A 19,294-nucleotide genomic window follows, 5' to 3' on the forward strand; every position below is an offset into this window, starting at 1 on the left:
AAAGCGATGATCGGGAGTCCGCGTGACGACGCAATCGAACCACCCTCAGAACGGCGAGCCGCCATCCGACGACGGCAGGCTCGCCGCCCTGCTGACCAGGCTGGATACCGCCATCCGGCAGTTGGCCGAGGCACCCGCCTTTGCCAAGCCCGGCAAGTTACCCCAGGTGCTGGACACGGCTCGCCGAGCGATGATGCAGGCAGGCGGATGCGCGGCAGTGGAGTCACGTGCCCAGGACATGGAAGCGGCGGGTATTTTCCAGGGCTCCGACTGGGAAACGCCTCAATTCCTGTTGCCCTCGTTGACCGTTCAGGCACTGCAGAGCCCCGATGCCAATACCGTGGTAGTCGAGGCCCTGAGCGAACTTCGCCTGCTGCCCGTGGCCAAGGGCGAGACACGCCATGCCTTGATCTCCACCGACCAGGCACACCATTACCTGACCCAGGTGATGGCCCTGAACCTGTCGTTGCTGTTCGGCGCTCCCACCGAGTCGGAGCGCGCCACCCAGGGACGGCTGGCCGACCTGCCCCGCCACTTGTTCCAGCACCTGGCAAGGCGCATCGGCTACGAGCACATCATCGACCAGTTGATCGAAGAGATCTGGCGCATCCTCAACCAGCGGCCGATCCAGGTCGAACCAGTCAAGCGCATGATCACGCAGATCGCGATCTGTCAGGCCGACCCCGCCATCGACCTCGGGGCCAGCGGGCAAGGCGCCGACCGCCTCGTCAGTTCGCTGTACGGCCCGACCCAGGCCTGTCGCGAGGACCCAGGCGTCGACATCTATCGCGAGCGCCTGGAAAGCATGGATGCCACCGCCCTGCAGGCGGAGGCTACCGGCTTCGCACGGGCCATGCACGACACAGGGCTGGTATCGCCCTATCATCCCGTGCTGCTGCTGCATCTCACCGATCACAGCGACCATCTGCTTGCCGAGGCACTGGGTCTCTCCGCCACGGGACGTGATGGTCTGCTGTGCTACCAGGAGCTGGTACGCGCCCTGATTCGTGACGCCATCCTGCCGGAAACGGCACAGGCCGCCTATGGCCTCGCATTGCTGCTCGAGCGGGGCATTCTCTACCAGCCCCCCGTGGCGCCGGCCATGTGGCGCCAGCTCGGCCTGACGATATCGGCGTGGTCCCGAGCGCGCCTCGATCTGGCCTTCGGCGAGCATGTTCCGTCCGGCGCCCGACTCATGGAAGGCGTGCTCTGCATGCTGGGACTACCGCTCGGCGTCGGCCAGGGCAACAACCCGACGTGCCAATCGGCCAGGGCACTGTCGATGTGGGCCTACAACGACCCCGACTACCTGCTCCAGATGGTCGCCTGGGCGGCCCGGGACGACGAGATCATCATGCACTTCGAAGGACAGCCGATCTCGTCGATGGCGAGCCTGTCAGGGGTGGCCAGCGAGTTGCCCATGGACCTCGACCCGGTCTCCCTGATCGTGGTCCCCCACCTGGATCGCATCTATGCCGAAATGGGGCGCCGCTGCATCGGCCGGGAAGGCGACCCCCATCGCTGGGTCAATCCTGAATTCCACGGCTGGTGGTCAGGGCGAGGCTTTCGCATCAACGTCGATGTGGCCAGCGGCCAGTTGAGCGAACTGGATACCTTCCTGCGCCATTTCTATGCCAGCTACCATCCCGACTACAACGGTAATCAGCCACTGATCCATCCCCAGCCGGCGGGCATCGCCGTAACCGACAGCGCCGCCCGGTTCATCGGCTGGCATGCCATCACCATCCTGCGCGCCGGGCTCGACCCCGAGGGCCTCACCCGCGTCTACTTCTACAACCCCAACAACGACAGCGGGCAGAACTGGGGCGATGGCGTCACGGTCAGCACCGCCGGCCGAGGCGAGCGCTTCGGCGAGGCTTCGCTGCCCTTCGACCAGTTCGCTTCCCGGCTCTACATCTTCCACCACGACCCGCTGGAACGCGGCGAACTGGCCGAAGTGCCCCAGGACGAGCTCGACCGCGTCATTGGCTATATCGAGCGCAGTTGGGGGGCCGACCGCCTGCCGCCGGCAGGGCTGCAAGCCTCCAGGGGCGCCCCTCCGCGCGCCTGATGATGCCCGCACAGGGGGCGGCGAGTACCGGCACGGGACCCGGTGCGCCGGCCCCGTCATTCGGTATGACATAATGGCGCTTTTCGCTGCCGGAATCGTTCACCATGCCTCGCCTCGATCAACTCCTGCTCGGCCAGGGCCTGGCCCGCTCACGCACCCGCGCCCAGCGACTGATTCGTCATGGTCGGGTACGTCGGACAGACAACGGCAAGATACTGATGCGCCCCGGCGAAAAACTCGCCGAGACGGTGGAGCTGATGGTCGAGGAAGACCCCGAGGAACGCTATGTTTCCCGGGCCGGCCTCAAGCTCGAGGCCCTGCTGGACAGCCTGTCGCTTCCTCTGGGCGGTCGGGGCGTGCTCGACGTGGGCCAGTCCACCGGCGGTTTCACCGACTGCGCGCTGCACCATGGCGCCCGTCACGTGGTGGGCGTGGAAGTGGGCCACGACCAGTTGGATGACCGCCTGCGCGGAGACGAGCGCGTGCTCTGTCTGGAAGGCCTGAACGCCCGCGACATGCGCGATGATGTCCGTCTGCTCGAGGCACTGCGCTCGCACCCGGTGGACATCGCCGTCATGGACGTCGCCTTCATCTCCCAGACCCTGATCCTGCCCGAGCTGGCCGCCATCCTGCCCGCGGGAAGCGAGCTGCTGTCACTGGTCAAGCCCCAGTTCGAAGTCGGCCCCGAGGGGGTCAACGCTCAGGGGCTGGTCACCGAACCGCGTCGCTACGCCGACGTGGAGGCAAAGTTGCGTGCCGCCTGCGAGACCACCGGTTTCGCGATTCACCACTGGCGCGAAAGCCCGATTCGCGGCGGCGACGGCAACCGCGAATTTCTCCTCTACGCCACTCGACGTTGATCTCTGCACTGATAGTTGAATCAAGTATAAGTTATCCGCTCGCCAAGCAAACGAATAACATTGATCAGGTTCGATGCCGGTAATCACTCGGTTCAATACCCGCACTCAGCAATCTGAGAAACAAGGCGGAATGATTGATTCAGCTTCCTCCTGAATCATCGTGCAACGAAAAGGACTCGTAGCATCATTGGCCAAGTAATTCGCTATTCGCGCGGGTCCGGCACAAACTCGCGCATCTCAACGTTAAAATATTGATCTTCCTTGCCACGCACGCGGACGATGTTGGGACCCAAATCTTCCCACCCTCCGATGTCCTCGTAAAGGTGGTCAAGCAGTTTGGTACCGTCAGGCAAATAAAGACCGACCTTTTGGGACGCATTTTCGGCCGTAATTGTCTCGGTCCGCGCATCCCAATCCCACCAACTGAGACGGTCATGAATCAGCACATCACCTTGTTGAGAAATAAGATATGAATTCAACTCACCTTCCTTTGAAATCAAGTAATGACTGGGGCCTAAGGGGCGCACATTATCATAGGCGCGAAACTGAGTGAGCACGTCATCTGAAGGCGCGACATTTTCCGGGCGTGGCAAGTCTCGGTGTAACTCCAATGTCAGCCACGCTCGTAGGGCATTCCGGTTCTGAGCTTTGCAAACCAAGGTGAACGGTCCAACCCGTTCAGCTCTATAGACGTAATACAGCGGCCCCTCAGCGCCGATGGCGATGTCCGGTTCATCAAGAAACCAGATTGGCTCACTGCGCTTAACGACGGCAGTGTCCAAAGAGCTGTTCGGTTTATTCGCAGCAAAGTCCCCACTTTCAATATAAGCAACGCCCGTCTCCACCGGACGATTTAAGGATATATCATCCTGCCATCTTGATTGGAAAATATCATGGAGTGTAGATACCATTTCAGGACGATCCAGAAATGGTGCACATAACAGATCACCCCAGTATTCAAATGGGCGGGAGTCGTCCGACTCGACGTACCCTGCATCGAAAGCATTGAGTTCGTCACTTATAATACTTCCAGAGTTATGAAGCGCCATAAGGTTTCGGGGCTCGAACAGACGGGCAAGGTCGTTGATAGCAGACTGGCGAACATTTGGATCCCAAGAACTCCCAACTTCCAACTCGGGGAACTCAAGGGCAGTCAATACCTTGTCGCGGGTCAGGCTATCCAGATCAATGTCAGGAGCTGACAGTGGGCGTGGTGCCAGTGAGTTGGCCATGGCAATTACGACTTCCAGCTTACGATGATCAGCGTGTTTGGCGACCGTCAAGTAGGAAAGGTGCTCCAGCTCAGTCAATTTGGCAATTAACGCACCGTTTCCATATACATCAACGAAAAACATATCTTCCGTATCGTGCAAAATAATTCGCGAATCTTCTGGCCGATCGATATAGTCATCACGCAAGGATTCCATTTTTTGTTTTGCGGTACGCGGTGGTAGCGCTACAATCTGTACTCGAGTCTGATCCGCAAGCGTCACCTCGACATCAAAACTATAAGTGGATGAGGAAGTCACTGCATCAAATGGATATGTCAGTGTAGCCTGCAAGCCTGGGAGCATTTCATCTTGTGTCATACCACTAAAAGCAGGGTCAACGGGAAACTTTTCTGAAAATGCTTCCATCTCAGTACGCCACGCGGCCTTGTCGGAAAGCTTCTGTTTGATGATCTCTCCCTGTTTTTCAACCCTTCCGGAGACATCGTCTACCGCTAGCAAGGGGATTTCAAACTCCAACCCACTTGGTGAACCAAAGATCATGACGGGGGCGGTCACTTTGGGATTAAGACCGCGCTTATCCCATGCCACTTCAATCGGACCAATGTTCGACGACTCTACCCGGGCAACCGGATCACCAGGACCGAAAGAGACTGTGGTTGTTGTGCCGGCAAGATGCAGCGTGAGGTGCTGATTGTCTGTGTCGAAACTTGCATATCCGTGGGCCATTTCGTCGCGCAACATCTGGTTCATCTGTACCAGAAGCGGGCCTAGTAGGAAGTCCTCTTTCAGTTTATCCCAATCCGCAGGTTCTCCCGCATCATCCAGTAGCACCACCTCTCCAAACACGAAATCCTGAGATTTTTCCAGTGTAGTCGAATGCGGTTGAGCCAAAAAATTGAAAATGGCTAACGTGCCGACTCCCATGGCAATACATACCAGCACTACGATCCATCGCATGTAAAAGTTCCTTTTTTACGCAGTAAATCAATATAAGTGTAAATCATCTGAGCAAGCCATCGAGGAGTATTCTACCCCCTGAGCCTTATCGCAACCAGAACTCGAAGTCGCCGATCCGTTGCAGCCCGCCTTATTCATCAGGGTGCTGAATGCGGGTATTGAAGCTCCAAGTGCGGCGCCGCCAGCTTCAGGAGACACGATTAACTGCGCAGTCGCCCCCAGAGCTCGATACCGCGCTCTTCCTGGGCCCCCTGGGTGTCGCTGTCAGTAAAGCCCACATCAAAGCGAACCTGGGCATTGATATTGGTGCTTGTGCTGAGCCGGCGCACCAGGAGTGGAATCCAGATGTCGGCGTTCTCGGCCGAACCGGCGTTGCCCTCATGCAGCAGACCACCGACCCTATCGCCCAGTCTCGGTCAACGAGGAAATCAGTACCGAGTAGAGTCCGTGTGCCGACATGGCCGAAGTCGGCTGATGCGCCCTGATGGCCGTGTATCTTGGTCGGCAGGACGTCGATGTCCAACTCAAATGCTTGTGGCGTTCGCAGCCGTTCAGTGTGATCAAGCGCCGGAGGGCCAGCCACAGCTGGCCCTCATGCAGAATATAGACTTTGTCGTCATGGCTGAGGCATGTCAGCAACCGCGAATTCCTGCTCTACGCCACTCGACGCTCCTGAGTCAGGCACGTGGCCCATTATCGTCCGCCACCATCGCCACCACCGGCGTCACCGCCTCCTACATCACCAGGGTCTCCCGGTGAGCCGGGGGGCGGGTGATTCGGTATCTGAGTATCAGGTTCAGGGCCAGAGGTACGCCCGCCGAGCCGAGCCCTGGCCCCGTCGCTGCGGTGCAGCCATACGGCCATCTGGTTGAAGGCAATGCTCAAGTCGTTCTCGGCCAGCAGCTCGCCGACCCGCCCGTTGAGTTCGTCGGTGGCGTATAGCCGATCACCGAGGCTGTTGACGTAGATGCGCAGCTCGTACTCCATGGCACTCTCGCTGTAGCGCATGAAGAAGATCTCCGGCGGCGGATCGTGCAGCACCCGCTCGTTCTCGTCGGCGGCCTGCTGCAACAGGCGCTGTACCAGGCGATGATCGGAGCCGAGTTCCACCCCGTAGGTCAGGATCACCCGCGTGATGTTGTCCGACAGCGACCAGTTGATGAGCTGGTCGGTGACGAACGTCTTGTTGGGAATGATGATTTCCTTGCGATCGAAATCGGTGACCGTGGTCGCACGGATGCGGATACGACTCACCGTACCAGTCAGATGGCCGAGCGTGATGGTGTCGCCGATGCGCACCGGGCGCTCGAAGAGGATGATCAGCCCCGAGATGAAGTTGGCAAAGATCTCCTGGAGCCCGAAGCCCAACCCGACGCCCAGCGCCGCCACCAGCCATTGCAGCTTGCTCCAGGAAACGCCCAGCGTGCCCAGCGCCATGACCACGCCGGTGCCGACGATGGTGTAGGAGAGCAGCGAGCTGATGGCGTAGGCACTGCCCTGCTTGAGCTCCAGGCGCGACAGCACCATCACTTCGAGCAGTCCGGGCAGGTTGCGCGCCAGCATCAGGGTCAAGGCAATGGTCAGCAAGGCCACGATGGTATCGGCCACCGACACCGCACCGCCCACCAGCTCGGCCCCCTGCTGGCCCTCGCCGCCCAGCAGCATGACCTGCTCCAGGTAACCGAACACGGTAAGCAGATCGGCCCAGACCAGGTAGAGCACGGCCAGAAAACCGATCAACAACGCCAGCTTGGCCAGACGCAACGACTGCTGATTGACCTGCTGCATGTCCAGAGGCGGCTCCTCGACGACATCCAGCCCGCTCTCGCCCTCATGCTCCTGCAACGCGCGTCGACGCGCCAGGGCACGACGATAGGCCAGGCGACGGGCGGCCACGGCCAGGCCACGCACCACCGCCGCCTCGACGAGAATCCAGACACCCAGCACGTACAGGGTGATCACGAACCGGCTGACCAGGCTCAAGGCCGTATAGGCATAGCCGGACACCACCAGTCCTCCCAGCAGCAGTGGCACCGCGGCCATCGCCAACCCGAGCACCAGGCGAAAGAACTTGACGCCAAAGAAAGGCGTATGGGCCATGATCAGCTTGGCCAGCGACAGGCTCATCCCCGCAAACCCTGCCAGCAGCACTGTCATGGCCAGGGGGCGGTGGTTGAGGTTGATGCCGGCGTCGCGAGCGGGAGGTGCCACCAGCAGAACCGGAATCATCGCCGCGAGCAACCAGAACGACCAGTAGCGCAGCCTCGCCACATAGGCCGGCGGCCAGTAGAACTGGCGAACGGCGACGCCATCGGCGACCAGCAGGCGACGCGCCCAGGCCACCACCGCCCAGGCCAGGGCGACCTGCGCCAGCGACCCGCCGATGCCCGGTGCGACCCCCTGTCCGCCCAGCACCAGCACCACGCCGATACTCGCCAGGACCAGGGGCCAGGGAATCGCCAGCAAGGCGTTGAACACCACTGATTTTGGCGTATGGGCCTGGCTGTCACGGCGCAGGTGGCCAATCTCATCGTGCAGGCGCAGCAGGCGACGCTTGAGGGTCGGCCTGAGCATCTGCAACCCTGCCGCCAGCAACAACAATGGTATGGCCAGCAATGCCCCGGCATCCGGCATCGTCCAGCGGTTCGGCAGGACATGACGCCATTCGCCTTCCCGCCACTCGGTCATCAGATGGTCCGGCAACTTGAGCAACCAGGCGAGATCCAGAGGACGCGCATTGGCCACCCAGAACAGCTGCTTGTCGATGGTGTCGCGCAGCGAACGGCTGGTCGAAAGCAGTTGCTGCTGATGGAGCTGCAACTCGATGGCCGCGCTGAGCATCTCGCCATAGGTCGGCTCGAGCTGATCCAGCAGGTCGCGACGCGCGCGAAACAACTGCTCCAACGGCGCGACCAGAGCCTTCGACACCTCGTCGCCCGTCGCCTCCTCCAGGCGCTCCCGTGCCAGCGCTTCGGCATTCTTCAACGCCTCGCGCTGCCGATCCAGTTCGAACTGGCGCAGTCGCCAGTCGGCGATCTCGTCCTTCAATCCGCCTCGCACCTCGACCTTGGGCAAAGCCTGGCGCTGTTCGCGCAGGATCTGCGACAGCAGGGTACTGCCGCGAATCGCTTCCACGTGTTCATCCATGCCGCGCTGGAGCTGACGTACCTGGTCGAGCTGCCGCCGTACCTCCAGCCCCTGACGCACCAGCTCGTTGGCACGGCTGGTGATACGCAACAACTCCAGGCTCATGTCTCGGTTGACGCGCTGCGCGTCGCTGACCAGGGGATGGCTCGCCACGTCATCGGGCTCGTCCTGCACGGCCTCGGCAATGGCCTGCTCGGAGCGCTCCCGACGTCGCTGGTCGATCAGCCGCTGTAGGGTCAATACCCGAGCCTCCTGGCTGGTCACGCGGCGCTCGAGCAGGTCACGACGCTGCTGCGCCAGCTCCCGCAATCGGGAATTGGTCGCCAGTTCACGTTGATGCAGGGTCAGGCGCTGCTCGGCCAGGGCGCGCTGGACCCGCGCCCGCATGTGGCGCGGGTCGCTCTCGTCGACGTCGCGGGCCGCCAGGTCCTCAAGTGTACGGCGACTCTCCTCCACGGCCTGGGTCGCTTCGGCAATGCCCTGCTGGGCGCGTTCCGGCAATGTCTGGGTGCCGAGCAGGCGTGTCTCGATTTCCGACAGGCGATCCTGATCGCGACGCAACGCCGCGGAGGCCTCCTTCAGACGCTCCTCCAGCGCCCCCAGCTCCAGCGACTCCAACGCTTCCAGGGAAGCCGTGGGCGCCTCTTCCTGCCCCTCTCCCAGAGCCTGCTGCAATTCCCTGAGTTCGGTGGGCGCACGCTCCACTCGTGCCTCGAGGTCCTCGAGCCGCGTTTCGGCGGTCTTCTTCGCCGCCAGATCATCGAGTGCCGCCTGGAGAGTATCGATCTTTTCCTGAGTGGCCGCATCGGGCTGCTGGCCCTCGGCCGGCCGCAATTCTTCCAGACGCTGCTCGATCGTCTCGCGAGTCGGGGGCTCGACCGCCCAGGCCGTCGAGCCGGCCAGGGCCATCACCAGAACCATCAACAGGCAAACAATGTGCAATACTGTCATGCCGGCACGGTGCGACACTACGCTCACGGACACCTCGTCATCGGTGACATCAAGGGGGTTCCCGTGATTCTCGGTGCATATCGCCGACAAGGCAATTCTCGGCGTCGCCATGCCGCCACAGTTGACTTGCCGCACCGGCATGGTAGAAACGGCGTCCTATACCCTGGCAATTGCAGGCGGCGCATGAAGCCCTCACGACTCTTTCTTTCCCTGATGCTGGTTGGCCTGGTTTCCGAGGCAGCGACTGCCGAGTCGCTCACCAATGCCGAGCGGGAAGCCATCGAATCGCGCATTCAGTCCCTGCAGTCGGAACTGCGACAGCTGCGTGGACGCCTGCGCGATGACACCACGCCAACCTCTCGCACCGTGCTGCCCACCGAGGACAGCCAGGATCAGGAGCTGGAAGAATCGGTGGCCAAGCGCCGCCTGCTCGAACAGGAATCCGAGCACAACCCCTTCGCCATCACCACGCATCGGCGCAACTACCTGCTGCCATTCAGCTATACCGCCCGCCCTGGCGACCGTAGCCTCGATGGTATCGACGATGGGGCCGATGCCGACCGCATGGAAATGCAGTTCCAGTTCAGCGCCAAATTCGAACTCGCCGATGAATGGCTGCCTGCCGGCGGCGACCTCTATTTCGGTTATACCCAACGTAGCTGGTGGCAGGCTTACAACACGGATGCCTCCTCACCGTTCCGAGAGACTAACTACGAACCCGAAATCTTCGCCGATTTCGACAACGACTGGGCCTTCGCCGGCTGGACCAATATCCACAACCGTGTCTCGCTCAACCACCAGTCCAACGGACGTTCCGGCGACCTGTCGCGCAGCTGGAACCGCGTTATCCTGACCAGCACCTTTGTCAACGATGACTGGGCCGTCTCGTTGGCGCCCTTCTGGCGGATACCGGAATCCGCGAAGGATGACGACAACCCCGACATCAAGGATTACGTGGGCTATGGCGATATCACCGTGGCACGGCGGCTGTTCGACGATCACGAAGCCAGCCTGATGTGGCGAGGCAACCCGGACAGCGGCCACATGGGTGCCCAGGTCGACTATTCCTGGCCACTGTTCGGCAAGATTCGCGGCCATGTCCAGTACTTCCATGGCTACGGAGACAGCCTGATCGATTATGATCGCAGCGTGCACCGGCTCGGTGTCGGCTTCAGCTTGAACCCCTTGTTTTCCTCGGGCGAATTCGAGCGCTGACCGGTTTCCCTAATGATTGCGCCGCAAACGGCGCCTGCTATGCTGGACCTGTCATGTACCGTCAGAGGAAGACCCGATGACCGACCGCACTCCACACAGCCGTGAAGCTTCCCAGCAACTGAGGGAAGACTTGAACAACCTCACCCAGACCGTCGAGGAACTGGTGAACGCCACCGCCGACGACTCGCGCAACAATGTCAAGGAACTGCGCGAACGCGCCGAGAAGAGCCTCAAGGATACCCGTGCCCGCCTCGAGGCACGCGGCGAACGCGTCTACCACGAAGCTCGCGACAATGTGACGCGCCAGGCCGATGCCTGCGACCGTTACGTCCATGACAACCCCTGGACCAGTATCGGCATTGGTGCCGCCGTCGGGGTCGTCGTCGGCATGCTGCTCGGGCGGCGCTGATGTCGGCGAGCCAAGGACCGGCACAGCGTCTGTTCGACGCCGCCAAGCGCCTGCTGGGCAGCCTGCTGGCCACCGGCGAGACGCGCCTGCGTCTCGCCGTGCTCGAACTCGAGGAAGAACGTGCCCGGCTGGTCACTCTACTGATGATGGCCGGACTCAGCCTGATCCTGCTGCTGCTCGGCCTGGGCACCTTGACCGCTCTGGTCATCGTCGCCTTCTGGGACAGCCACCGCCTGACCGCGATTGCCGTCAGCGCCGGCGTCCTGCTGTTCGGCGGCGCGGGGTTGGCAGCCTGGGTCATGCACCTGGCTCGTCGCCCCACCCTGCTGGCCAGCACCCTGAAACACCTGGCCCTGGACCGCGAACTGGTGGAGTCGCAACGTGACGCGCAGGAATGAGCCGGGCCGTCGTGAGCGCAAGGCCGCGCTCGAGGCGACCATCGAGCAGCAACGCGTCGATATCCTGCTGGCCGCCGAGCGTTGGCACGACGCGGCCGGTCCACTCGAGGCCGGCTGGCAACTGGCGAGGCGCTATCGCACGCCGGCCCTGGCAGTGGGCGGCCTGTTGCTCTGGCCCCTGCTGCGACGCCCAGGCAAGGCACTGAAGCTCGGACGGCACCTGGTGCTCGGCGCCCTGACACTGAAACGACTCCAGAAACTGCTGCCCGGCCGCCACTGAACGCCCCCTTCTCGCCGGCCGGCCCGAGACGTTCGTCGCCATCTATCATCGCGCCGTAACATTCTCGTGTGTCACTCCTGTTATGGTTATGTGTCAAACCGATAACCGGATAATGACATCAAGGAGTCCACCACCCATGCGCATGCTGGCGCTTTACAGCATCAAGGGCGGCGTCGGCAAGACCGCCTCGGCCGTGAACCTGGCTGCCCAGGCCGCCCGCGCCGGGAACCGCGTGCTGCTCTGGGACCTCGACCCTCAGGCCGCTACCAGCTTTTACCTGCGCAGCAAGCCCAAGATACGAGGCGGCGTTGAAAAACTGGTCAAGGGCAAGGCGTCCTTCGACAAGGTGATCCGATCCACCCAGGTGGACGACCTCGACCTGCTCCCGGCGGCCCTGGCCTCGCGGGAAATGGACCGTCTGCTGGCCAAGCGCGGCAATAGCCACCTGCGTCAGATCCTCAAGCCGGTTCGCGACGACTATGACCTGGTGATCCTCGACTGCCCGCCGAGTCTCTCGCACCTCTCCGAAAACATCTTCTCGAGCGTCGACGCCCTGCTGGTACCGGTCGTGCCGACCACGCTCTCGTTGCGCACCCTGGAACAGTTGCGCGACTTCCTCGACGACCGGGACCAGGACTGCACCTTCTGGCCCTTCATCACCCTGGCCGACCGACGTCGCAAGCTGCATTGCGAGGTCATCGACACCATGCAATCGCAGTGGCCGCTGATGCTCTCCACGGTGATTCCCTCGGCCAGCGTGGTCGAACGCATGGGGCTCGAGCGTGCCCCCGTCCACACCTACGCGCCGCGCAGTGTCGCCGCCCGACATTACCAGGCCCTGTGGCATGAACTGGACCAGCGTCTAGGATGATACCTCGCGCATGGCCTTGCCGGCCGACTTCAGGCGTGCCGACAGCGTCCCGATGCCGCCGACCGCCTCGGCGCCCATGGCAAGCTCGTAATGCGTCAACAGGCGCCGCCGGTTCTCGCCGAGCAGGCCCATGAACCCCCGCAGGTGACGCGGTGCCGACGCGCGAGGCGCTGCTCCCCGAGCCGCCTCAGCGAGCCTGGCATCGAGTTCCTCGGACGCCTGGTCGAGGGCCATGGCACGGATCGCCGCCCCTCGCACCAGATCATCATGCAGGACTCCGAAGGCATCCTGGAAGTCTTTCATCGCCCGCTCCGCACGCCGACAACGCGGCGACACCTTGCGCCATGGCCGTAACAGATAGCGGATGCGCTTGCCGGTGATGCGTGGTCGATGCAAGGATTCGGCCTCATCCACGGATCCCACCGCCTCGACCTCCGCGACCAGACGTTTGCGTAGCGCCAATAATGCCTCGGCGCTGGCCTCACCAAAGCTCGGCATTCGCCCCTTCTTGCGGGTTTTCAGGTCATCGAGCCGCCTTTGCAGGCGGGCATCCAAGCCGGGGAAATGCGCATCGATCGCCAGGCTCGCCGTCTCGTAAGCCTCCGACACCTCATGCTCGAGGCGTTGCCGCCACCACTCGCCCGCGCCACGCTCGGCGAGGGGTAGCCCGGGTAACGTCTGCTCCAGCCAGGCCAGCATCACCTCACCGTCCCGTGCCCGATTGGTCGCCCGGGCCAGATCGCGCAGCTCGCGCCTCAAGGGTTTGGGGAAGGAGATGCCAGGCTGATCCCGATAGGCCTGGATCCAGGCCCGCAAGCGGCGCAACGCCACCCGAAAGTCGTGCAGACCTTCGGCATCCTCGGGGTCCGCGATACGCGGCCGCGCCTTGCGCGCGTCATTCAGCAGGTCCAGCCCGACCTCACCGACCACGCGCGACAGGCGCCGCTGCTGAAGGGGTTGTCCCATGGCCGCCTCCTTTCACTGGTCACGCCTCCAGTATAGGAGGCGACAGCCGAATGGAAGGACGTCGGGAAGCGGCGCATGGCCGACTCCGCTACACCGCTTGCCCACAGGCCACACCGGAGGCCCAGGCCCACTGGAAGTTGTAGCCACCGAGTTCGCCGGTGACATCGAGCACCTCGCCGATGAAGCGCAGCTGCGGCAGCCCCTGAACCTCGAAGGTCTTGGACGACAGCTCACGGGTATCGATGCCGCCCAGGGTCACCTCGGCGGTCCGCCAGCCTTCGGTACCGGCAGGCTTCAGATGCCAGTCGTTGAGATGGCCGGCCCAGGCCGTCAGCGTGGCATTGGAACATTCGGCAAGGGGAGCGTCTCCGCCATGCCATTCCACCATGGCCTGGGCGAGGCGACGCGGCAGCCGCTCGGCGAGCCAAGTGGCGAGACGCCGCTTGGGTGTCTCCCGCCGTGCGGCCACCAGGGCGTCGAAGGCATCGGTATCGGGCAACAGATCGATGGTCAGGGTATCGCCGGCCTGCCAGTAGCTGGAAATCTGCAGCATGGCAGGCCCGGAGAGACCACGATGGGTGAACAGCATCGGCTCGCGATACGCGCCACCATTGCAGCGCACCGCCACCTCGTGACTGAGGCCGGCCAGCGAGGCGGCGCGCGCTTTCCAGTGAGATGTCAGCGTGAAGGGCACCAGGGCGGCCCGGGTCTCGGTGACGTCCAGACCGAACTGACGGGCGATGTCATAGCCGAACCCCGTGGCCCCCATGGTCGGAATCGACAGGCCGCCGCTCGCCACCACCACCGCCCCCGCGTCGATGCGCCCCAGGCTGGTCGACAGTCGCATGCCCTCGCCCAGCCGCTCCATCGCCTTCACCGAGGTCTTGAGACGCAGATCGACACCGGCCCAGTCGCACTCGGTGAGCAGCACATTCAGCAGTTCCTTTGCCGAACCGGCGCAGAACAGCTGTCCCGGCGCCTTCTCGACGTGCTCGACACCGTGACGCTCGACCAGCTCCACGAAATGCTCGGGTCGATAGCGCTTGAGCGCCGAAATGCAGAAATGCGGGTTGCGCGAGAAGAAATTCGCCGGCGTGGTCGCCATGTTGGTGAAGTTGCAGCGCCCGCCCCCGGACATCAGGATCTTCTTCCCGGCCTTGTTGGCATGATCCACCACCAGCACCCGACGCCCCGCGTATCCCGCCGTCAAGGCACACATCAGGCCCGCGGCGCCCGCACCGATCACGACCACGTCGTATGTCATGCTACTTTCTCCCGCAGAACGCACGCCGCCTCCCCACCATGCCCATGGCAATGCAAAACCGCGCATTCTAGCAGAGCGCGCCGCCGATGGCGGATCAGAACTTGTGCATTCTTGCCACACTCTGGTTCTCGAAGCAGGGTAATCTGGGACATGCTAGCCAGGGCTGGATGCCCGATCTCACCACCCGCTGGATCCAACGAGCCCATCATGATCTCGAGACCCGAAGCCGCCGGTTGGCGGACACGCCTGTCCCTGCTGTTGCTCGGCCTGTGCCTGGCGTCTCCCTTGTTCGCCCAGACCCCATCCTCCCGTGACACGACCCCGGTCATTGCCGCTCGCGCCGAACTCGCCCAGTGGAGCGACCCGCTGAATGCCCTGGGCACGCTCAAGGCCGACGAAAGCGTGACCCTGTCGGCCACCGTGACCGAAACGATCGACAGCCTCGATTTCGAGGGCGGCGAGCGGGTCGAGGCCGGCGACGTACTGGTGCGGCTCTCCGATGAGGGCGCCCAGGCCGATCTGCGTGCGGCTGAAGCCTTGCGTGACGAACGCCAGTCGGCCGTGAGTCGTCTCTCCCAGCTACAGCAGCGAAACCTGGGAACTCGCGCCGAGGCCGAAGACAGCCGTGCCCAGCTTCGCCAGGCACAGGCCGAGGTCGAGTCCCTGGAGGCCCGGCTCGCCAATTACCGGATCCAGGCGCCCTTCTCGGGCGTGGTCGGCTTCCGCCAGATCAGCGTCGGCACCCTGGTCACACCGGGCACCGAGCTGGTGACACTCGACAAGCTCGACCGCATGAAACTCGACTTCCAGGTCCCCGAAACGGCCCTCGGTTCCCTGGAGCCCGGCATGTCGCTGACCGCCACCAGCGCCGCCTTCCCGGCGTCCGATTTCGAGGGCGAAATCGCCACCATCGGCACCCGCGTCGACCCCGTCAGTCGCAGCGTGTCGATTCGCGCCCTGATCGACAACCCGCAGCGCAAGCTGCGCCCCGGCATGCTGATGGAAGTCACCGTGTCCCTTCACCCCCGGCAGACCCTGGCGATACCCGAGGCAGCGCTGATCCCCGAAGGCGAGCGCCACTATGTACTGGTCATCGACGAAGGCGATGGCGACCGTGTGACGCGCCGCCAAGTCCGGGTCGGCGCACGACGCCCCGGCGAAGCGGAGATCCTCGAGGGCCTCGCCGCCGGCGACCTGATCGTCAGCCACGGCGTGGAGCGCGCCCACGACGGGGCGCGGGTTCGCCTGCTGGGCATCGCCGATGATGACACCTCGGTACGTGAACTGCTCGAGGCCAACCGCGATGCAGGAGATGCCTGATGCGCCTGTCCGACATTTCCGTCCAGCGACCGGTACTGGCCACGGTACTGGCGGCATTGATCGTGGCCTTCGGCCTGCTCGCGCTCGATCGCCTGCCGTTGCAGGAATATCCCTCCATCGATCCCCCGATCGTCAGTATCGATACCGACTATCCCGGTGCCTCGGCCAGCGTGGTGGAAACCCGCATCACCCAGGTACTGGAAGATCGCATCAGCGGCGTGAGCGGCATCGAGGTGATCTCCTCGTCCAGTGAGGATGGCAGCTCCAGCATCAGCGTGGAGTTCGGCCTGGACAAGGACATCGACGCGGCGGCCAACGACATTCGTGACCGCATCGCCGGTGCCCGGGACAACCTGCCCGATGCCGCCGATGCCACCGAGGTGCGCAAGGAGGATTCGGGCTCCGATATCGTGATCTGGCTCTCCCTGTCGGGAAGCGACTATGACATCGGCGAGCTCACCGACTATGCCGAGCGGTATCTCACCGACCGTTTCTCGGTACAGGATGGCGCCTCGCAGGTCATCGTCGGTGGTGGAGAAGAATACGCCATGCGCGTCTGGCTCGATGCCAATGCCCTGGCCGCCCGCGACCTGACCGTGAGCGACATCGAAGACAGCCTGCGCGAGGAAAATGTCGAGTTGCCCGGCGGTTCCGTGGAGTCCCGGGACCGCCAGTTCATGGTGCGACTGCCCCGCAACTTCGCCACCCCCGACGATTTCCGGAATCTCGCGCTGTCACGGGACGACAGCGGGTATCTGGTGCGACTCGGCGACGTGGCTCGCGTGGAAATCGGCGCGGTGGAAGAGCGCTCGCTGTTCCGGGGCAATGGCGTGCCCATGGTGGGCCTGGGCATCCGCAAACAGTCCACCGCCAATGTTCTGGCCCTCTCCGAAGCGGTCAAGGCGGAACTGGCCCGTGTCGCACCGACCCTGCCCGACGGCATGGAACTCAAGCTGCATCATGATGCGTCCACCTTCGTGTCCAATGCCATTTCCGAAGTCGTCCGCACCCTGTTCATTGCCATGGGGCTAGTCGTGGTCGCGATCTTCGTCTTCCTCGGCAACCTTCGCACCACCCTGATCCCGGCAGTCACGGTGCCCATCGCCCTGATCGGCACCTTCGCCGCCCTGGCGGCCATGGGCTTCACCATCAACCTGCTGACCCTGCTTGCCCTGGTACTGGCCATCGGCCTGATCGTCGATGACGCCATCGTAGTGCTGGAGAACATCCACCGCCGCATGCAGGAGCATGGCGAAACGGCGCTGGTGGCAGCCTACCGGGGCAGCCGCCAGATCGCCTTCGCGGTGATCGCCACCACCCTGGTATTGATCGCGGTGTTCGTGCCACTGAGCTTTCTGCAGGGTGACATCGGCCGGCTGTTCTCGGAATTCGCCCTGACCCTGGCCGCCGCCGTTGCCATCTCCACCCTGCTGGCACTGACCCTGACGCCGATGATGGCGTCCAAGGTTCTCAAGCGCGACATGCACGAAGGCCGCATCGCCCATGGCGTACATCGCGCCCTCGACGCCTGCCGGGCGGTCTATCGTCGCATGCTCGAACGCGTGCTGCGCTGGCGTTGGGCGGTCATGGCGCTGTTTCTCGCCCTGCTCGGAGCCATGATCTGGCTCAACGATCAATTGCCCCGGGAGTACACTCCCCAGGAGGATCGCGGCACCTTCTTCGTGCTGATCAACGGCCCCCCCGGCGCCACCTACGACTATATGCTCGATTACATGGACGAAATCGAAGCGCGATTGCTGCCGCTACGCGAACGTGGCGAGGTCGAGCGAATCCTGGTCCGCGCGCCGCGCGGCTGGGGGGCCATCGAGAACTTCAACAGTGGCTTCGTCATCGTCAACCTGAGCGACTGGGACAGCCGGCGCTCGGCCTGGCCGATCATGGACGAGATCCGCTCACGCCTGGCCGACTTGCCTGGCGTCCAGGCATTCCCGATCATGCCCCAGGGCTTCGGTGGTGGCGGCAGCATGGACCAGTCGATGCAATTCGTCCTCGGCGGCGGCACCTACGAGCAGCTCGCCGAGTGGCGCGATACCATGATCGAGCACATCCGGGAGGACAACCCCAACCTGCTCAACCTGGACAGCGACTACGAGGAGAATCAGCCGCAACTCAGGGTCGATATCGACTATGACCGTGCCGCCGACCTCGGCGTCACCGTCAGCGAGATCGGCAGCACCCTGGAAACCCTGCTCGGCGGACGCACCGTGACGCGCTATGTGGACGACGGCCAGGAGTACGACGTCATTCTCGAGGGTGAACGCGGCTCCCGGCCCAGCCCCCGATCACTGGACAGCATCATGGTACGCTCGTCGCGCTCGTCGCGCTCGGACGAGCTGGTGCCGCTATCCAGCATGGTCACCCTCACCGACTTCGCCGGGCCCAGCACCCTGAATCGCTACAATCGCCTGCGCGCGATCACCCTCCAGGCCAACCTCGCCGACGGTTACTCCATGGGCGAGGCGCTCGAGTACCTGGAAACCACGGCCAACGAGCTCCTGCCGCCCGAGGTACAGACCGACGTCAAGGGCGATGCACGGGATTACCAGGAGGCCAGCAGCGCCACCACCTTCCTGCTGGCCCTCGGCGTACTGGTGGTCTTCCTGGTGCTCGCCGGCCAGTTCGAGAGCTTCATCCACCCGCTGGTGATCATGTTCACGGTGCCCCTGGCGATGATCGGTGCCCTGCTGGGACTGGGACTCAGCGGCCAGTCATTGAACACCTACAGCCAGGTGGGACTGGTGATGCTGGTAGGACTCGCGGCCAAGAACGGTATCCTGATCGTCGAGTTCGCCAACCAGCTGCGCGACGCCGGCCATGCCTTCCACGAAGCACTGGTCGAGGCCGCGGTAACCCGGCTTCGCCCGGTCGTGATGACCGCCGTGACCACCATGGCCGGCGCGGTGCCCTTGATCGTCTCCAGCGGCGCCGGGGCCGAGACGCGGCTGGTGCTCGGCACGGTGATCCTCTGCGGGCTGGCCACCGCGACACTGTTCACGTTGTTCGTGGTTCCCGTGGCCTATGACCTGCTCGCTCGACGCACCGGTTCTCCCGGCGCCGTGGCTCAGCGGCTGGATCGCGAGATGGCCGAGCACCCTCCCTCCCACTGACGTCCACCCACGGATCCATCCCGCGACGGGTCGCCGAACAGGCGGCCCGTCGTCTTTCCTCCTCCTGCAGGACATGGCCGAGACAGGTGTCATCCGACTAGGCTGTCTTGGGAAGGCTTTCTTGAGGCCGCCCGTCTTTATAAAGAAGGTCTTGGTGAGACCTGTCGTGATAAAGCCCGTCGTAACAAGGAAAGCCTCTGTCGCTTCGGCACCTTCCTTGCCATG

Annotated in this window: 14 protein-coding genes; 9 read left to right on the top strand and 5 right to left on the bottom strand. The window is 63.3% G+C overall.

The genetic code is table 11. The features are described 5' to 3' along the window. Nucleotides 1–22: 22 nt before the first annotated feature. Nucleotides 23–2,071, top strand: a complete 2,049-nt coding sequence (locus RSO41_RS13885; RefSeq protein ID WP_315619740.1) for a hypothetical protein — start codon at nt 23–25, stop codon at nt 2,069–2,071. Between the two features lie 104 nt (nt 2,072–2,175). Next, nucleotides 2,176–2,931 (top strand): TlyA family RNA methyltransferase, encoded by a 756-nt coding sequence (locus tag RSO41_RS13890; protein ID WP_315619741.1) that lies wholly within the window; start codon nt 2,176–2,178, stop codon nt 2,929–2,931. A gap of 203 nt (nt 2,932–3,134) precedes the next feature. Here RSO41_RS13890 and RSO41_RS13895 read toward each other — a convergent pair whose 3' ends face one another. The 3 genes from RSO41_RS13895 to mscK all read right to left on the bottom strand — a co-directional run bounded on the left by RSO41_RS13895 (nt 3,135) and on the right by mscK (nt 9,359). Continuing rightward, the gene (locus RSO41_RS13895) at nt 3,135–5,120 is read right to left on the bottom strand and encodes a hypothetical protein (protein WP_315619742.1); all 1,986 of its coding nucleotides are present in this window, start codon (nt 5,118–5,120) and stop codon (nt 3,135–3,137) included. A gap of 200 nt (nt 5,121–5,320) precedes the next feature. Further along, nucleotides 5,321–5,449, bottom strand: coding sequence for a hypothetical protein (locus RSO41_RS13900; RefSeq protein WP_315619744.1), 129 nt, complete (start codon nt 5,447–5,449; stop codon nt 5,321–5,323). A 364-nt stretch (nt 5,450–5,813) separates the two neighbouring features. Then, the gene (gene mscK / locus RSO41_RS13905) at nt 5,814–9,359 is read right to left on the bottom strand and encodes a mechanosensitive channel MscK (protein WP_315619745.1); all 3,546 of its coding nucleotides are present in this window, start codon (nt 9,357–9,359) and stop codon (nt 5,814–5,816) included. Nucleotides 9,360–9,401: 42 nt separating this feature from the next. Between mscK and RSO41_RS13910 the strand changes: the two genes are divergently transcribed. From RSO41_RS13910 to RSO41_RS13930, 5 genes are all read left to right on the top strand, one after another. Next, the gene (locus RSO41_RS13910) at nt 9,402–10,433 is read left to right on the top strand and encodes a phospholipase A (protein WP_315619746.1); all 1,032 of its coding nucleotides are present in this window, start codon (nt 9,402–9,404) and stop codon (nt 10,431–10,433) included. Between the two features lie 76 nt (nt 10,434–10,509). Continuing rightward, nucleotides 10,510–10,842, top strand: coding sequence for a YqjD family protein (locus RSO41_RS13915; RefSeq protein WP_275288675.1), 333 nt, complete (start codon nt 10,510–10,512; stop codon nt 10,840–10,842). After that, nucleotides 10,842–11,240: a phage holin family protein gene (locus tag RSO41_RS13920; protein ID WP_315619747.1), complete on the top strand. Its 399-nt coding sequence runs from the start codon at nt 10,842–10,844 to the stop codon at nt 11,238–11,240. The genes RSO41_RS13915 and RSO41_RS13920 overlap by 1 nt, the downstream gene beginning before the upstream one ends. Further along, complete coding sequence (locus RSO41_RS13925; protein ID WP_315619748.1) at nt 11,224–11,520, top strand: YqjK family protein; 297 nt, start codon at nt 11,224–11,226, stop codon at nt 11,518–11,520. Before RSO41_RS13920 ends, RSO41_RS13925 begins: the two co-directional genes overlap by 17 nt. A 136-nt stretch (nt 11,521–11,656) precedes the next feature. Then, the gene (locus tag RSO41_RS13930) at nt 11,657–12,391 is read left to right on the top strand and encodes a ParA family protein (protein ID WP_315619749.1); all 735 of its coding nucleotides are present in this window, start codon (nt 11,657–11,659) and stop codon (nt 12,389–12,391) included. Here the strand turns inward: RSO41_RS13930 and RSO41_RS13935 are convergent. After that, nucleotides 12,383–13,357: a CHAD domain-containing protein gene (locus RSO41_RS13935; RefSeq protein ID WP_315619750.1), complete on the bottom strand. Its 975-nt coding sequence runs from the start codon at nt 13,355–13,357 to the stop codon at nt 12,383–12,385. The two genes, RSO41_RS13930 and RSO41_RS13935, sit on opposite strands and share 9 nt — an antisense overlap. Before the next feature lie 88 nt (nt 13,358–13,445). Continuing rightward, a complete protein-coding gene (locus RSO41_RS13940; protein ID WP_315619751.1) occupies nt 13,446–14,621 on the bottom strand; it encodes an NAD(P)/FAD-dependent oxidoreductase in 1,176 nt (391 codons plus the stop codon). A 207-nt stretch (nt 14,622–14,828) separates the two neighbouring features. Between RSO41_RS13940 and RSO41_RS13945 the strand changes: the two genes are divergently transcribed. Further along, nucleotides 14,829–15,941: an efflux RND transporter periplasmic adaptor subunit gene (locus RSO41_RS13945; protein ID WP_315619752.1), complete on the top strand. Its 1,113-nt coding sequence runs from the start codon at nt 14,829–14,831 to the stop codon at nt 15,939–15,941. Next, a complete protein-coding gene (locus tag RSO41_RS13950) occupies nt 15,941–19,069 on the top strand; it encodes an efflux RND transporter permease subunit (RefSeq protein WP_315619753.1) in 3,129 nt (1,042 codons plus the stop codon). The genes RSO41_RS13945 and RSO41_RS13950 overlap by 1 nt, the downstream gene beginning before the upstream one ends. The last annotated feature ends 225 nt before the right edge of the window (nt 19,070–19,294 follow it).

This window comes from Halomonas sp. I1 (genome assembly GCF_032334135.1).
Taxonomy (GTDB): Bacteria; Pseudomonadota; Gammaproteobacteria; order Pseudomonadales; family Halomonadaceae; genus Halomonas.

Bases quoted from the DNA above. Each gene is read 5' to 3' on its own strand.
- RSO41_RS13890 (WP_315619741.1), top strand. From the start codon at position 2,176: ATGCCTCGCCTCGATCAACTCCTGCTCGGCCAGGGCCTGGCCCGCTCA.
- RSO41_RS13895 (WP_315619742.1), bottom strand. From the start codon at position 5,120: ATGCGATGGATCGTAGTGCTGGTATGTATTGCCATGGGAGTCGGCACG.
- RSO41_RS13940 (WP_315619751.1), bottom strand. From the start codon at position 14,621: ATGACATACGACGTGGTCGTGATCGGTGCGGGCGCCGCGGGCCTGATG.
- RSO41_RS13920 (WP_315619747.1), top strand. From the start codon at position 10,842: ATGTCGGCGAGCCAAGGACCGGCACAGCGTCTGTTCGACGCCGCCAAG.
- mscK (WP_315619745.1), bottom strand. From the start codon at position 9,359: ATGCCGGTGCGGCAAGTCAACTGTGGCGGCATGGCGACGCCGAGAATT.
- RSO41_RS13945 (WP_315619752.1), top strand. From the start codon at position 14,829: ATGATCTCGAGACCCGAAGCCGCCGGTTGGCGGACACGCCTGTCCCTG.
- RSO41_RS13915 (WP_275288675.1), top strand. From the start codon at position 10,510: ATGACCGACCGCACTCCACACAGCCGTGAAGCTTCCCAGCAACTGAGG.
- RSO41_RS13935 (WP_315619750.1), bottom strand. From the start codon at position 13,357: ATGGGACAACCCCTTCAGCAGCGGCGCCTGTCGCGCGTGGTCGGTGAG.
- RSO41_RS13950 (WP_315619753.1), top strand. From the start codon at position 15,941: ATGCGCCTGTCCGACATTTCCGTCCAGCGACCGGTACTGGCCACGGTA.
- RSO41_RS13930 (WP_315619749.1), top strand. From the start codon at position 11,657: ATGCGCATGCTGGCGCTTTACAGCATCAAGGGCGGCGTCGGCAAGACC.
- RSO41_RS13910 (WP_315619746.1), top strand. From the start codon at position 9,402: ATGAAGCCCTCACGACTCTTTCTTTCCCTGATGCTGGTTGGCCTGGTT.